This is a genomic window from Mesorhizobium marinum, from assembly GCF_040813675.1.
GTDB classification, from domain to species: domain Bacteria; phylum Pseudomonadota; class Alphaproteobacteria; order Rhizobiales; family Rhizobiaceae; genus Mesorhizobium_K; species Mesorhizobium_K marinum.
In genome coordinates, this window is the sequence record NZ_JBFOCI010000005.1 from 236,828 (window position 1) to 251,323 (window position 14,496).

13 protein-coding genes are annotated in these 14,496 nt (G+C 68.3%); 3 read left to right on the top strand and 10 right to left on the bottom strand.

Annotation, left to right across the window (positions count from 1 at the left end; genetic code table 11):
• Window positions 1–65: 65 nt before the first annotated feature.
• The 4 genes from ABUE31_RS17035 to katG form a co-directional block, all read right to left on the bottom strand.
• Complete coding sequence (locus tag ABUE31_RS17035; RefSeq protein WP_367724879.1) at window positions 66–518, bottom strand: TspO/MBR family protein; 453 nt, start codon at window positions 516–518, stop codon at window positions 66–68.
• 58 nt (window positions 519–576) lie between these two features.
• The gene (locus ABUE31_RS17040) at window positions 577–1,872 is read right to left on the bottom strand and encodes an RsmB/NOP family class I SAM-dependent RNA methyltransferase (RefSeq protein ID WP_367724880.1); all 1,296 of its coding nucleotides are present in this window, start codon (window positions 1,870–1,872) and stop codon (window positions 577–579) included.
• 77 nt (window positions 1,873–1,949) lie between these two features.
• A complete protein-coding gene (locus tag ABUE31_RS17045; RefSeq protein WP_367724881.1) occupies window positions 1,950–2,558 on the bottom strand; it encodes a L,D-transpeptidase in 609 nt (202 codons plus the stop codon).
• 165 nt (window positions 2,559–2,723) lie between these two features.
• Window positions 2,724–4,916: a catalase/peroxidase HPI gene (gene katG / locus ABUE31_RS17050; protein WP_367724882.1), complete on the bottom strand. Its 2,193-nt coding sequence runs from the start codon at window positions 4,914–4,916 to the stop codon at window positions 2,724–2,726.
• Window positions 4,917–5,193: 277 nt separating this feature from the next.
• Between katG and ABUE31_RS17055 the strand changes: the two genes are divergently transcribed.
• Complete coding sequence (locus tag ABUE31_RS17055) at window positions 5,194–6,099, top strand: hydrogen peroxide-inducible genes activator (protein WP_367724883.1); 906 nt, start codon at window positions 5,194–5,196, stop codon at window positions 6,097–6,099.
• On the opposite strand, the gene hisG is transcribed toward ABUE31_RS17055, so the two are convergent.
• The 3 genes from hisG to hisS all read right to left on the bottom strand — a co-directional run bounded on the left by hisG (window position 6,065) and on the right by hisS (window position 9,576).
• Window positions 6,065–6,769, bottom strand: coding sequence for an ATP phosphoribosyltransferase (gene hisG, locus ABUE31_RS17060; protein WP_367724884.1), 705 nt, complete (start codon window positions 6,767–6,769; stop codon window positions 6,065–6,067). The genes ABUE31_RS17055 and hisG overlap by 35 nt on opposite strands.
• Window positions 6,766–7,902 (bottom strand): ATP phosphoribosyltransferase regulatory subunit, encoded by a 1,137-nt coding sequence (locus tag ABUE31_RS17065; protein WP_367724885.1) that lies wholly within the window; start codon window positions 7,900–7,902, stop codon window positions 6,766–6,768. The genes hisG and ABUE31_RS17065 overlap by 4 nt, the downstream gene beginning before the upstream one ends.
• Window positions 7,903–8,109: 207 nt before the next feature.
• Window positions 8,110–9,576 (bottom strand): histidine--tRNA ligase, encoded by a 1,467-nt coding sequence (gene hisS / locus ABUE31_RS17070; RefSeq protein WP_367724886.1) that lies wholly within the window; start codon window positions 9,574–9,576, stop codon window positions 8,110–8,112.
• A 456-nt stretch (window positions 9,577–10,032) separates the two neighbouring features.
• On the opposite strand from hisS, the gene ABUE31_RS17075 reads away from it, so the two are divergent.
• A complete protein-coding gene (locus tag ABUE31_RS17075) occupies window positions 10,033–10,170 on the top strand; it encodes a hypothetical protein (RefSeq protein ID WP_367724887.1) in 138 nt (45 codons plus the stop codon).
• Here the strand turns inward: ABUE31_RS17075 and ABUE31_RS17080 are convergent.
• The 3 genes from ABUE31_RS17080 to ABUE31_RS17090 are packed head-to-tail and all read right to left on the bottom strand — an operon-like array spanning window position 10,167 to window position 12,922.
• Window positions 10,167–10,907: a metallophosphoesterase gene (locus ABUE31_RS17080; RefSeq protein ID WP_367724888.1), complete on the bottom strand. Its 741-nt coding sequence runs from the start codon at window positions 10,905–10,907 to the stop codon at window positions 10,167–10,169. The two genes, ABUE31_RS17075 and ABUE31_RS17080, sit on opposite strands and share 4 nt — an antisense overlap.
• 58 nt (window positions 10,908–10,965) lie before the next feature.
• Window positions 10,966–12,099, bottom strand: a complete 1,134-nt coding sequence (locus ABUE31_RS17085; RefSeq protein WP_367724889.1) for an alpha-hydroxy acid oxidase — start codon at window positions 12,097–12,099, stop codon at window positions 10,966–10,968.
• A gap of 55 nt (window positions 12,100–12,154) precedes the next feature.
• On the bottom strand, window positions 12,155–12,922 hold the full coding sequence (locus ABUE31_RS17090) for an FCD domain-containing protein (protein ID WP_367724890.1): 768 nt from the start codon (window positions 12,920–12,922) through the stop codon (window positions 12,155–12,157).
• 184 nt (window positions 12,923–13,106) lie between these two features.
• Here ABUE31_RS17090 and ABUE31_RS17095 point away from each other — a divergent pair, with 184 nt between their 5' ends.
• Entirely contained in the window at window positions 13,107–14,405 is a 1,299-nt protein-coding gene (locus tag ABUE31_RS17095; RefSeq protein ID WP_367724891.1) for a DUF3422 family protein, read from the top strand.
• The last annotated feature ends 91 nt before the right edge of the window (window positions 14,406–14,496 follow it).

Consider the following 14,496-nt stretch of genomic DNA (forward strand, 5'->3'; position numbering starts at 1 on the left):
TTTCCGGCAGCTTATGGCAAAGGGGTCGGCGCGGCGCAACGCAATTGTGCAGCGCAACAACGGCGTCAGTTGAGCGTCAGGATCGCCGCATTGAGCAGCGTCGCGAACGAGACCCAGAGGGCGTAGGGCACGAACAGCAAGGCGGCGGCGCGGTCGACGCTCCAGGCGGCGGCGATGAAGGCGAGGATGGTCGCGAGCAGCGCGACGATCACGACGAGCGCCAGCCCGACCTGCTGGAGCGAGAAGAAGACCGGCGACCAGAGGAAGTTGAGGGCGAGTTGAAGGCCCCAGAGCTTCATGGCGGCGCCCGACCGGTCGCGCTGCCAGACGCGCCAGCCGGCGATGGCGATCAGCACGTAGAGCACCGTCCAGACCGGGCCGAATATCCAGTTGGGCGGGTTGAAGGATGGCTTTGCCAGCGCTTCGTACCATGGTCCAGGCGCCGTGACGGCGCCGATCAGCAGGCCGCCGCCGACGACCAGCAGGACAAAGGGGGTGATGGCCGTGCGCGTCGACATCGAAAGCTTCCTCGCCAGCATGACTTGAAGGCCATAGCTGGGTCGGGGCAGCGCGATGTCAATGGGCGTCGGCCCTGACGAGCGCGGCGAAGAAGAAGCCGTCCGTTCCGGTCCGTGCCGGCGTCAGCGAGATGCCGCGATCCCGCTCGACATAGGCGGCGCCCGCGTGGCCGCCGAAACATCCGCTCCAGAGCCGGTCATGGTCGAGCGGCGCGAAGCCCGGATCGCGCGCCAAAAAGGCGTCGATCTGGCGTGCATTCTCGGCCGCGAAGAGCGAACAGGTGACATAGGCCAGACGGCCGCCCGGCTTAACATAGGCTTTCGCGGCGTCGAGGATCGACTGCTGCTCCCCGGTGCGCGTCGCCAGCTGCCGGTCGGTCAGCCGCCACTTGGCGTCCGGCCGGCGGCGCCAGGTGCCGGAACCCGTACAGGGGGCGTCCACCAGCACCAGGTCCATCTTGCCCTCCAGCGCCTCGAGTTCGCGCAGCCTGGACAGAACCTGCACGTTGCGGCTCTCGGCGCGGCGCAACCGGTCGAAGATCGGCGCCAGCCGCGCCTTGTCGGAATCATGGGCGAAGATCTGCCCCCGGTTCTCCATCGCCGCCGACAGGGCGAGCGTCTTGCCGCCGGCGCCGGCGCAATAGTCCAGAACCTGCATGCCCGGCGTCGCGGCGGCGAGCGCGGCGACCATCTGCGAGCCTTCGTCCTGCACCTCGAACCAGCCCTTCTGGAAGGCGGGCTCGACCTGGACGTTCGGATGCCGGCCCGACCCGTCGATGGGCGGGATGCGGATACCCTGGGCCGCGAGAGCCGCCGACGCTGCCCCGACCTCAGAAAGTTCGGCAAGCACCTTCGGGCGATCGGCCTTCAGCGTGTTGACGCGCAGGTCGAGCGGCGGCCGCGTCGACAGCGCGGCCGCTTCAGCCACCCAGTCCTGGCCGAAGACCTCTTCGAACAGGGGCACGCACCAGTCCGGCAGGTCGGCCCGGATCTCGGCCGGAGCGTCCTCCAGGCGGCGCGATTGCGCGAGGTGGATTTCGTCGTCGCTCAGGGGCGGAGGGGCGAACCTGTCGCCGTCGAGTTGGGCGTTGAGGCTGGCGGGCGTCTGCTGCCATTCGAGCATCAGGGCGCCGAAAGCCTGCGCGCGCGGCGTGTCGGCGTCGAAGAGCCATCCGGCGGACCGCCTGCGGCGAAGCGCATCATAGACGATGTTGCCGATCGCGGCACGGTCGCCCGACCCGGCGAAACGGTGCGACAGACCCCAGTCCTTCAGCGCATCCGCCGCCGGCCGCTTGCGCCCGGCGATGTCGCCCAGCACCTCAATGGCTGCCGCCAGCCGTCCGCCGAGACGCATGTTCTTCGCTCCAGTGCCGGTTGCCCGAATGGCAGCCTGACTAGCGGCAGGCGGCCACGCTGGCAAGCCGGAGCGGATCAGGCCTGGATGACGACCACCCGCGTGCCGACCCCGGCGCGCCCGTAGAGATCGATCACGTCGTGGTTCAGCATGCGCACGCAGCCGCTGGAGACCGCATGGCCGATCGTATGCGGCTGGTTGGTGCCATGGATGCGGAACATGGTGTCGCGGCCGCCGCGATAGAGATAGAGCGCGCGGGCGCCGAGCGGGTTGTGCAGGCCGCCGGGGACGCCGCCGGCATAACGCAGGTTGCGGGGGTCGCGGCGGATCATGCTCTGGGTCGGCGTCCAGCCCGGCCACTCGGCCTTGCGGCCGACCGTCGCGTCGCCGGCGAGCGCCAGGCCCGCCTTGCCGACGCCGATGCCGTAGCGCATCGCCCGCCCCTCGCCGAGCACGTAGTAGAGCCGGCGCTGCGGCGTGTTGACGACGATGGTGCCGGCGCGTTCACCGCCGGAATAGGCCACTTCCTGCCGGCGAAGCTCCGGCTTGACCCGGTCGAGAGGCTGGGCGGGCAGCGGGTGGCGTTCGTCCGGGCGGGCAGAATAGTTCGCGTGGTCGGAATTTGTCGAACAGCCTGCAACGAAAAGCGGCAGTCCAAAAATGAAGCCGCGACGCGAAATATTCATGCGATCCCCCGAAATTCAAAAGACATTCGATTCGATAGAAATTTATGGTTAACGAATTCTTTCTCCACGGCGAGAACGTGCGTGAACACGTCTGTGTTATGGCCAAAATGAAAACAGGCGCGGGATGGCCCCGCGCCTGTGCCTTTCAGTTTCGCGCGACAGCGATCAGGCGAGATCGAAACGATCCGCGTTCATCACCTTGTTCCACGCGGCGACGAAATCGCCGGCGAATGTCGCCTTCGCGTCCGACGAGCCGTAGACCTCGGCCAGCGCACGCAGCTGCGAGTGCGAACCGAAGATCAGGTCGACGCGGGTCGCCGTCCACTTGACCTCGCCGGTCTTGCGGTCGCGCCCTTCGAACACGTCCTTGGCCGCGGAGTTCGCCTTCCACTCCGTGCCCATGTCGAGCAGGTTGACGAAGAAGTCGTTGGACAGCGTGCCCGGGCGCGCGGTGAAGACGCCGTGGGCCGAGCCGCCGGCGTTGGCGCCGAGCACGCGCAGGCCGCCGACCAGCACCGTCATCTCCGGCGCGGTCAGCTTCAGCAACTGCGCCCGGTCGACCAGGCTCTCCTCGGCGCTCAGGCGCTCGCGGCCGCTGGAGTAGTTGCGGAAGCCGTCAGCCGAGGGTTCGAGCGGGGCGAAGGAGGCGACGTCGGTCTGCTCCTGCGAGGCGTCGGTGCGGCCCGGCGAGAACGCAACCTTGACGTCGTTGCCGGCGTCCTTGGCGGCCTTCTCGATCGCAGCGGCGCCGCCGAGCACGATCAGGTCGGCCAGCGACACCTTCTTGTTGCCGGACTGCGCGGCGTTGAACTCCTTCTGGATCGCCTCGAGCTTCTCCAGCACCTTGGCCAGTTCGGCCGGCTGGTTGACGGCCCAGTCCTTCTGCGGGGCAAGGCGGATGCGCGCGCCGTTGGCGCCGCCGCGCATGTCCGAGCCGCGGAAGGTCGAAGCCGAGGCCCAGGCGGTGGAGACGAGTTCAGGCACCGACAGGCCCGAAGCGAGGATCTTCGCCTTGAGGGCGGCAATATCGGCGTCGTTGACCAGTTCGTGGTCGAGCGCCGGAACCGGATCCTGCCAGATCAGCTCTTCCTTCGGCACCAGTGGGCCGAGGTAGCGCGCCCGGGGGCCCATGTCGCGGTGGGTCAGCTTAAACCAGGCGCGGGCGAAGGCGTCGGCGAACTGGTCCGGGTTCTCGAAGAAGCGGCGCGAGATCTTCTCGTATTCGGGATCGAAGCGCAGCGACAGGTCGGTGGTCAGCATCGACGGCGCGTGGCGCTTGGTGGCGTCATGCGCATCCGGCACGGTGCCGGCGCCCATGTTGTGCTTCGGCGTCCACTGGTGCGCGCCGGCCGGGCTCTTGGTCAGCTCCCACTCGTAGCCGAACAGGTTCCAGAAGAAGTTGTTGCTCCACTTGGTCGGTGTCGTCGTCCAGGTGACCTCGAGGCCGGATCCGATCGTGTCGCCGCCCTTGCCGGTGCCGAAGCTGTTGTGCCAGCCCAGGCCCTGCATCTCGATGTCGGCGGCCTCGGGCTCGGCGCCGACATTGGCGGCATCGCCGGCGCCGTGCGTCTTGCCGAAGGTGTGGCCGCCGGCGATCAGCGCGACGGTTTCCTCGTCATCCATCGCCATGCGGGCGAAGGTATCGCGGATGTCGCGCGCCGCGGCGATCGGATCGGGATTGCCGTTCGGTCCTTCCGGGTTGACGTAGATCAGGCCCATCTGCACGGCGGCCAGCGGGTTCTCAAGGTCGCGGTCGCCGCTGTAGCGTTCGTCGGCCAGCCACTTGCCTTCCTTGCCCCAGTAGATGTCCTGCTCGGGCTCCCACACGTCGGCGCGGCCGCCGGCGAAACCGAAGGTCTTGAAGCCCATCGTCTCGAGCGCGACGTTGCCGGTCAGGATCATCAGGTCGGCCCAGGAGATGTTGCGGCCGTATTTCTGCTTGATCGGCCACAGCAGGCGGCGGGCCTTGTCGAGGTTGACGTTGTCCGGCCAGCTGTTGAGCGGGGCGAAACGCTGCTGGCCGGCGCCAGCGCCGCCGCGGCCGTCGCCGATGCGGTAGGTGCCGGCGCTGTGCCAGGCCATGCGGATGAAGAGCGGGCCGTAATGGCCGAAGTCGGCGGGCCACCAGTCCTGCGAATCCGTCATCAGCGCCTTGAGGTCGGCGATCACGGCGTCGAGGTCGAGGCTCTCGAACGCCTTGGCATAGTCGAAGTCCTCGCCCATCGGGTCAGACAGGCTGGAATGCTGGTGCAGGACGCCGAGGTCCAACTGGTTGGGCCACCAGTCGCGGTTGCCGGTGCCCGTGGGCTTGTGCGCGACCGGGCACTTGCCGGCGCTGGTTTCAGTTTTCGTGTCCATCTTCATCTCCGGTCGTATGCTGGAATTCTCGTCGGTGTCCGGCGCCTGATCTTAGCTGCCTTTGAGGCGGGTCCTAGGCCTAACAGGCCAGTCCGACACGCCCGTGACTGCGCGTTTTGTCGCGGGGCTTCGTCAGGGTTCGCCTCCTCGGCCGGTGAGCGGTCTTGCGATGTGCACACGCTCGCACGAGGCAGCGCAGTCTGGAACGATTCCAGACTAGACGACCGGCTTGATAAATTCAAATTGCATTTTCCGTTTCACTCGATAATTTTCCCTTATGATCAGGATTACCGTCCGGCAGATGGAATATTTCGACGCGCTGGCGCAGACGCTGCACTTCGGCCGCGCCGCTGAACTCGCCGGCGTCAGCCAGCCGGCGCTCTCGTCGCAGATCGCGGAAATGGAGGAGCGGCTCGGCTGCCGGCTCTTCGAGCGCGGCGGCAAGTCGGTGCGCATGACCGACGAGGCGACCGCGCTGCAGCCGCGCATCGAGAAGCTTCTGGCCGAGATGCGCGACATCGAGCAGGCCGCCCGGCGCGAACGCGGCGCGATGGAGGGCCGCTTCCGGCTCGGCATCATTCCGACGGTCGCGCCCTACCTGCTGCCGCGCATCCTGCCGGAAATCCGCGCGCGCTTCCCCGGCCTCCAGCTCGAACTGCGCGAAGCCGTGACGGCGACGCTGATCGAGGAGACGGCCGGCCGGCGGCTCGACGCTTTCATCGCCGCCAATCCGCTTGGCGCCGCGGGGCTGGCTACCGAAACCCTGTTTTCCGATCGCTTCTTCCTGGCGGTGCCGAGCGGCGATCCCGCTTTCGCCGCGCCGCCGGTGCCGCCGGAAAGCCCGGCGCTGGAGCGGCTGATGCTGCTCGAGGAAGGGCATTGCATGCGCGACCAGGCGCTGGCGGTCTGCGGAAGCGTGCAGCCGGTGGCGATGGCAAGTTTCGGAGCGACCAGCCTGACGACGCTGCTGCAGATGGTGTCGCACGGGCTCGGCGTGACCCTGGTGCCCGAGATGGCGGCCGATGCGGCCGCCGCCATGCCCGAGTTGAAAATCCTGCCCTTCGCCGAACCGATGCCCGAGCGCACGATCTGCCTCGCCTGGCGCAAGAACGGCGCGCGGCCGGACGAATGCCGCGCGCTGGCGGCGATTATCCGGGAAGCGACCGGCCGACTACGGCACTGACTTCGGCGACGAGCGCCTCGTCGGCGGCCGCGCGCTGCCGCTGCGAGCGCACGAGGCACGCCTGCGAGCGCAGGATGACGCCGTCGGACAGGATCTTCAGCCGGTTGGCGCGCAGCGTCGAGCCCGTCGTGGTGATGTCGACGATGACGTCAGCCGAGCCGGCGGCCGGCGCGCCTTCGGTTGCGCCGAGGCTTTCGACGATGCGGTAGACCTGGATGCCGTGCTTTTGCGAAAAGAACTGCTGGGTGAGCCGCCAGTACTTCGTCGCAATCCTCAGCCGGCGGCCGTGGCGCTGGCGAAATTCGGCGGCGACGTCGTCGAGGTCGGCCATGGTGTCGACGTCGAGCCAGCTTTCCGGAACGGCCACCACCACGTCGGCCGGGCCGAAGCCGAGGCGGGCCTCGATCGCCGCCTTGCGCTCCCAGTCGGCGACGTTCTCGCGCAGCAGGTCCTCGCCGGTGATGCCGAGGTCGACCGCACCGCGGCCGACCTCGCCGGAGATTTCGGAAGCCGACAGGAAGGCGATCTCGATGTCGTCGCGGCCCTCGATGCCGGCGCGGTATTTCCTGGCGTCGCCGGGCATGCTGACGGCGAGCCCGGCGCGGGCGAGCAGTTCCAGCGACTGGTCCTTGAGCCTGCCCTTGGAGGGAACGGCGAGCGTGATGGTCATGCCGCCTCTCCCCTCAGCGCCTCGATGCGGTCGAGCCAGACCGAGAAGCCGACGCCCGGGATCCTGTCGCGCGCGCCGAGCAGCGTGAGCAGGCGGTCGTAGCGGCCGCCGCCGGCGAGCGGGCGCGCGCTCGGCTCGGACGAAGGGGAGCCCGCCGAAATCTCGAAGACGAGGCCGGTATAGTAGTCGAGCGGGCGGCCGAAGGCGGCGTCGTAGCGGATCGCCGCCGGCGACAGGCCCTGCGCGGCGACGGCGTCGACGCGCTCGGAAAAATTGGCGAGCGCGGACCCGAGCGACAGGCCGGCGGACCCGGCAAACCCCTCGAGCGCGGCGGCTGCGGCGTCGAGCTGCACATGGATGGCGAGAAACGACTTCAGCGCCTCGAACGCCTCCGAAGACAGGCGCACGCTGCGCAACTCGGCCTTCTCGACGAGGCGGCGCGCGATATCCTGCGGCGTGCGACCGGCGGTCGGCGACAGGCCGGCCTCCGTCATGCCGGCGGCGATATGGGCGGCGAGCCCGTCGAGATCGCCATCGGCGACGAGCACCGCCACCGGCTCCGGCAGCGCGCCGTTCTTCGGGGGATTGGCGAGGTCGGCAAGCGCTGCGGCAAGCTGGTCGGCCGAGCCGAAGGCGCGGGCGAGACGCATGCGCCAGCCGCGCGGCAGGCCGAGCGCGGCCAGTACCGCCTCGAAGATCGACTGGTCGCCGAGCGTCACCGTGAGCGGCACACCCGGCAGCGCCAGCGCCAGGAGCGCATGCGCGTCGGCGATGCTGCGCGCGTCCGCCGCCGGAGCATCGCGGTCGCCGAGATCCTCGATGCCGGCCTGGAAGAACTCGTTGCCGCCCTCGCGGCGCTGGCGGAACACCTCACCGAGATAGGAATAGCGGCGCGGCGTGCCGGCCTGCGATGCGATGTGGTCGAGGCAGACGGGGATGGTGAATTCCGGGCGCAGGCACAGGCTGGCGCCCGTCTCGCTTTCGGTGAGGAAGATGCGGCGGCGCAGATCCTCGCCCGCCATGTCGAGGAACGGATCGGCCGGCTGCAGCACCGCCACGTCGACGGGATTTGCGCCACGCGCCGAAAAAAGCGCGAGAAGGTCGGGGGCGATGGTCGGATAGCGGGAGGTCATGGGGCGGGCCTCGTCGTCGGCGGCAGCGCTCTACGGCGCCCCCCTCTGGCCTGCCGGCCATCTCCCCCACATGGGGGGAGATTGGCAGCTTTGGCGTTTTCGCCAATCGTTGCAAGGAATGCGGCACGGCCGGCGACAGCTGATCTCCCCCCTCGTGGGGGAGATGGCCGGCAGGCCAGAGGGGGGCGCGACAAAGCGCGACCTCTGCTAGCCACGGTCGCGCTCCGCCTTCTGCGCGTCGAGGATTTTGCGCACCTCGGCCACGAGGTCGGCCTCCGGCACCGTCACCTGGCCGGGACGCGCCTCCTTGTATTCGGCGTGGTCGGCGATCGCAGCGGCCTGGCGGGCGCCCTCGACGAGATCCTTGATCTGCACGACACCCTCGGCGCGCTCGTTGCCGCCCTGGATGACGACGGCCGGGCTGCCGCGCCGGTCGGCATATTTGATCTGCGCCTTCATGCCGGCGCCGCCGAGATACATTTCGGCGCGGATGCCGGCCTTGCGAAGGGAAGAAACCATCTTCTGGTAGCGTCCGAGGCTTTCCGTGTCCTTGTCCATGACGAGCACGACAACAGGCGCGACGACGTCGGACGTGTCGAGCTTGCCCAGCGCCTTCAGCGCGGCCGTCAGGCGGGAGACGCCGATGGAGAAGCCGGTCGCCGGAACCGGCTCGCCGCGGAAGCGCGACACCAGCCCGTCATAGCGCCCGCCGCCGCCGACCGAACCGAAGCGGACAATCTTGCCCTCCTCGTTGGGGATTTCAGCGAGCAATTCGGCTTCGTAGACGGGGCCGGTGTAATATTCGAGACCACGGACGACGGACGGATCGATCTTCACGCGGCCGTCGTCATAGCCGGCGGCTGCGCACAGCGCCCTGATCTGACCGAGTTCTTCGACGCCTTCGTTGTTCTCGATCTCGCCAGTCTCGACATAGGCCAGGACCTTGGCGATGCCGGCAGTATCCAGCCCGGCGCCCTTGGTAAAATCGCCCTCGCCTTCCTTGCCGCCGTCCCAGCGGCCGGCGCCGAGCAACAGGCGAACGCCTTCCGGGCCGAACTTGTCGAGCTTGTCGATGGCGCGCAGCACGGTCAGGCGGCGGCCGGCATTCTCGTCGCCGCCCAGACCGATGGCCTCCAGCACGCCGTCCAGCACCTTGCGGTTGTTGACGCGGATGACGTAGTCGCCGCGCTTGATGCCCAGCGCCTCCATCACGTCGGCCATCATCATCGCCATCTCGGCGTCGGCGGCGACGCCGGGCGTGCCGATCGTGTCGGCGTCGAACTGCATGAACTGGCGGAAACGCCCCGGACCCGGCTTTTCGTTGCGGAACACCCAGCCGGAGCGGTAGCTGCGATAGGGTTTTGGCAGGCGCTCGTAGTTTTCCGCCACGAAGCGCGCGGTCGGCGCGGTCAGGTCGTAGCGCAGCGACAGCCACTGGTCGTCGTCGTCCTGGAAGGAGAAGACGCCTTCGTTCGGGCGGTCCTGGTCCGGCAGGAACTTGCCGAGCGCATCGGTGTATTCGATCAGCGGCTGCTCGACCGGCTCGAAGCCGCAGAGTTCGTACACCTCCCTGATCTTCGCCGTCATCTTCTCGACGGCGCGAATGTCCTCGGCCGAGCGGTCGACAAAGCCGCGCGGCAGCCGCGCCTTGGTCTTTTCGGATTTCTCGGCCATCGTTTCGGTCGCTTTGTCAAAGAGGTTGTCCGGCGCGCGTCCTAGCCGATGGAGCCTTTAGCGGCAAGGTGCGGGTGCCTTCCCTTCTCCCTCTGCCGGCGAAGCTGGCCGAGCCGAGAGAAGCGACGGCGCGGTCCGACGAGGGTGTCGGACGGAGCACACGCCTCATCCCTCTCGGCGCCGCATGCCCATTCCGTTGCAAATTTGGCACGGCCGACTTCTTTTGCTGTGGATGGTCAGCCTGGCGCTGGCTTCGTGCGTTAACCCTGTCTAGATGGCGACGCTTCCGCTGCGGACTTCGATTCAAAACTGATCCAGTCCGGGCCGGTCGGCGACATGGTGGGGATACAGGGGCTTGGTATCACAGGCGGCATCGCAGCCGCTCGTGCATGCATCTGGATCGCAACGCATTCGTAACTTCATTCGTGCCAGATGTGGGCAGGGCAACAGACCGAGATGACTCCTGTGAAAGCCGCGCTTCTTTCGCTTGCCATGCTTGCCGGAATTTCCCTGTGGGGCCTGGGCATCTACGGTGCCGACGCGTCGAGCGGCCACGCCGTCGTCGACGGCTACGGCGTCACCACCTCCCGCTAAGCCGCTTCCTCCACGACCAGCAGACGCTTCTGCGCGCCGTCGATGACGAGCGCGCTCAGCCTGCCGCTGGCGAAGGCGCCGGTATCCAGGTTGACGCGGTTGTCGCGCACTTCCGGTTCCGGCACAGGCGTATGGCCGTGCACCACGACCTTTTCGTAGAGGCCGGGGTGGCGGTGGAACTCGCCCCTGATCCAGATCAGGTCGCGCCGCTCCTGCCGTTCCAGCGGAACGCCCGGCCGGATGCCCGCGTGGCAGAAGAAGAAATCGCCATACGCCACCGACAGCGGCAGCCCGCCCAGATAGTCGCGATGGCTGCGCGGCACCGCCGCGTCGAGCGCGCGATGCGCGGCGCGGAAGGCGAACGGGTCGAAAAGATCGAGCGCCACGCCGTATGACTGCGCGGTCTGCACGCCGCCATAGAGGGCGAACAGTCCGCCGGGATCGGGATCGCTGAAGAATTCGAGAAAGGCGAGGTCGTGATTGCCCGCCAGCGCGACCACGCGGCCGTCGGCCGCCGCCCGGCGGCGCAGGAACTCCACCACGCCGGCCGACTCCGGCCCCCGGTCGACATAGTCGCCGAGATGGACGATGCGCCAGTCGCCGCCGCGACGGGCGATCTCGTCGTCGATCCTGCAGTGCATGTCCGTCAGGAGGTCGAGGCGGCCGTGCACGTCGCCGATCGCATAGACGACGGTGTCCTGCGGGCCTTTCGCGTCGCGGTAGTGAACTGCGGCCATGCCCCTGCCTAGCCGAGGCGGCCGCGTTTGACGAGTCGGCGGCCGCCCACCGCCCGCCCTAGCGGTGCAGCATGTCGCGGCTGGCCTGTGTGATCAGCCGCTTGCCGCAGAGCGCCAGCGTGGTGTCCATCTCCTTGCGGATGATCTCCAGCGCCTTGGTGACGCCGTCCTTGCCCATCGCGCCCAGCCCGTAGAGGAACGGACGGCCGATATAGGTGCCCTTGGCGCCGAGGCAGAGCGCCTTCAGCACGTCCTGGCCCGACCGGATGCCGCCGTCCATGTGGACCTCGATCCTGTCGCCGACGGCGTCGACGATCGGCTCCACCATCGAGATGGAGGACGGCGCGCCGTCGAGCTGGCGACCGCCATGGTTGGAGACGACGATGGCGTCGGCGCCGGTCCTGGCCGCCATCTCGGCGTCCTCGACGTCGTTGATCCCCTTCAGGATCAGCTTGCCGCCCCAGCGCTCCTTGATCCACTCGACGTCCTTCCAGGAGAGCTTGGTGTCGAACTGCTCCGTCGTCCAGGACGAAAGCGAGGCGAGGTCGCCGACGCCCTTGGCGTGGCCGACGATGTTGCGGAAGGTCCGGCGCTGGGTGCCGAGCATGCCGAACGCCCAGCGCGGCCGCGTCGCCACCTGCCAGACGTGCTTGGGCGTGAACTTCGGCGGCGCGGAGAGGCCGTTGCGCAGGTCCTTGTGGCGCTGTCCCAGGATCTGCAGGTCGAGCGTCAGCACCAGCGCGGAACATTTCGCCGCCTTGGCGCGGTCGATCAGGTTGTAGACGAAGGAACGGTCCTTGAGCACGTAGAGCTGGAACCAGAACGGCTTGGTGGTGTTCTCGGCGACGTCCTCGATCGAGCAGATGCTCATGGTCGACAGGGTGAAGGGCACGCCGAACGCCTCGGCGGCCTGGGCGGCAAGGATCTCGCCGTCGGGATGCTGCATGCCCGTCATGCCGGTCGGCGCCAGCGCCACCGGCATCGCCACCTTCTCGCCGATCATGGTCGATTCCAGCGAACGGTCGCTCATGTCGACCAGCACGCGCTGGCGCAGCTTGATCTTGCGGAGGTCCTCCTCGTTGGCTCGGTAGGTGCCTTCGGTCCAAGCGCCGGAGTCGGCATAGTCGAAGAACATCTTCGGCACGCGCCGCCTCGCCATCTTCTTGAGGTCATCGATTTCGAGGATGGACATGGGAGTTCCCCTGAGTGGTTTGCCGTGTGGTGCGGAGGCCATGGGTCTGATCCTGTTAGCTGCGCTGGTTGAGACGCAGGCGCGCGACGCGTTGCCAGTTGCCGGTGCGTTCCGCCTCGGCCATCGCCTGCTCGACATAGGTGATGTGGTCCATCGCCGCGCGGCGGGCGGCGGCCGGGTCGCCCGCGCGGACCGCGTTGTAGATCGCCAGGTGCTGGTCCAGCAAGGCGGCGCGGGCGTCCGGCAGGTTGTAGACGAGGGCGCGGTTCTGCAGCACGCCGTCGGACAGCAGCCGGTAGCAGGAGCGCAGCGTGTGCAGCAGCATGATGTTGTGCGCGCATTCGCCGATCGCCTGGTGGAACTCGACGTCGATCGCCGCCTCCGCCGCGGCGTCACCGCCGCTGTGGGCCTCGCGCATGCGCTGGACGATGCGTTCGAGCAGCGCGAGGTCGTCCGGCGTCGCCCGACGCGCGGCGAACTCGGCGGCGACGCCCTCGATCTCGCGGCGGTATTCGAGATAGTCGGCCGCCGCCTTGCGATGCGTCGAGAACAGTTCGGCGACCGGTCTGGCGAAGACCTGGCCGATAACGTCGGCGACATAGGTGCCGCCGCCGTGGCGCGCGGTGAGCAGGCCGCGCGTGTCGAGCGCCTTCAGCGCGTCGCGCAGGATCGGCCGCGACACGTCGAACTGGCGGGCCAGTTCGCGCTCGCCCGGCAGCCGGTCGCCGCCGCGCAGCACGCCCTCGAGGATAAGCGCCTCGATCTGCTGCACCACCTCGTCGGCGGTGCGCGAATGCTCGATCCTGGAAAAGACTTCGCCCAAGGTGGTTCCGGCCCGGCGGTAGCGATATGCCTCAGGGTAGAGCCAATCCGGCCAACTGGTCAATTATTTTATCCAGTCACGGGAGCGCACGCCACGGCACAACGCCAGCCGGCGCGACAACATCGCGCATGGGGATTTCGCGCAACGTAGGGTGATGTCGTCTCCTGGCCCGTGGAGCGCCCCGATGTCCGCAGAACCGCCAAAGCAAGGCTTCGCGCCCTCCCTGACGGGCAGTGTGCTCGGCTTTCCCGCGTATGCGGGCCGCTCGGCCGCGATCGGCGAGGTTCATTCGAGGCCACATCCGCTGGTGCAGCAGCCACGCCTGCTGCTCCAGATCGCATTCATGACCGAGGGCGGCTCGGTCGTCGACGAGGCGGTGCTGTCGGAACTGTCGCGGCGGCTCGGCGTCGCCGCACCCGACCGCCTGGCCCGGCACCATTCGATGAACTGGGGACAGCGGACGCTGCGCTGGGAGCGCCACACCGAGTTCTCGGCCTATCTGTTCGAGGGGCCGCTCGAGGCGGGCGGGCCGCTCGCCAAGGATTCACCCTTCGGCAACGGCTTCTGCCCGCCGGGAACGGTGATCTCGGGCATCCGCCTCGAAATCCGCAAATGGTCGCCGGCGACCGAAAAAATGATCCAGGGCTTCGACCCGTCCAGTCTGTGCTACTCGCTGGCCGAGGGCGGCAAGGCCGCCATCGTCACCGATTTCCGCCAGGACGGCGACGGTCTGACCCGGATCCTGATCCTCGACCGAGGCCTATCGGCGCAACGCACCGGCGCGCTGTGCCAGCGGCTGATGGACATCGAGACCTACAGGACGCTTGCCCTGCTCGGCCTGCCGCTTGCCCAGGCGCTGTCCGGGCGCGTTCGCCGCATCGAGGACCGGCTGGCGGCGATCACCTCCGAGATGAAGGCGTCCGGCAGCCGCAACAACCAGACGCTGCTGGCCGAACTCACCGAACTGGCCGCCGAACTCGAGGCCGACGCCGCATCGAGCCTCTACCGTTTCGGCGCGAGCCGCGCCTATGACGGCATCGTCAAGGAGCGGCTGGAGGCGCTGGAGGAAGAGGCCGTGCCCGGATACGACACCTGGGCCGGCTTCCTGCAGCGCCGCCTGGCGCCGGCCATGCGCACCTGCCGCTCGGTGGAGGAGCGCCAGGCCAACCTGTCGCGCAAACTGACCCGGGCGACGCAGTTGCTGCGGACCTGGGTGGACGTCGAGGTCGAGAAGCAGAACCGCGACCTGCTGGCGTCGATGAACAACCGGGCCCGGCTGCAATTGCGCCTGCAGCAGACGGTCGAGGGACTTTCGGTGGCGGCGGTCTCCTACTACGTGGTCGGCCTGATCGGCTATCTGGCGAAAGGCAGCGGCGTCTTCGGCAAGGTCGTCGCTCCCGAACTGGTCACCGCCGCGTCGGTGCCGGTCGCCGTCCTCGTGGTCTGGTGGCTGGTGCGCAAGGCGCGGCAGGTCCACGAGTAGACGCATCCCTCACGCAGCGTCATGTTGACGCATGCGGCGCTTCCGTCAGGCCGACGGGAGGACACGCGCTGCCTCGGCATTTGCGCGTGGC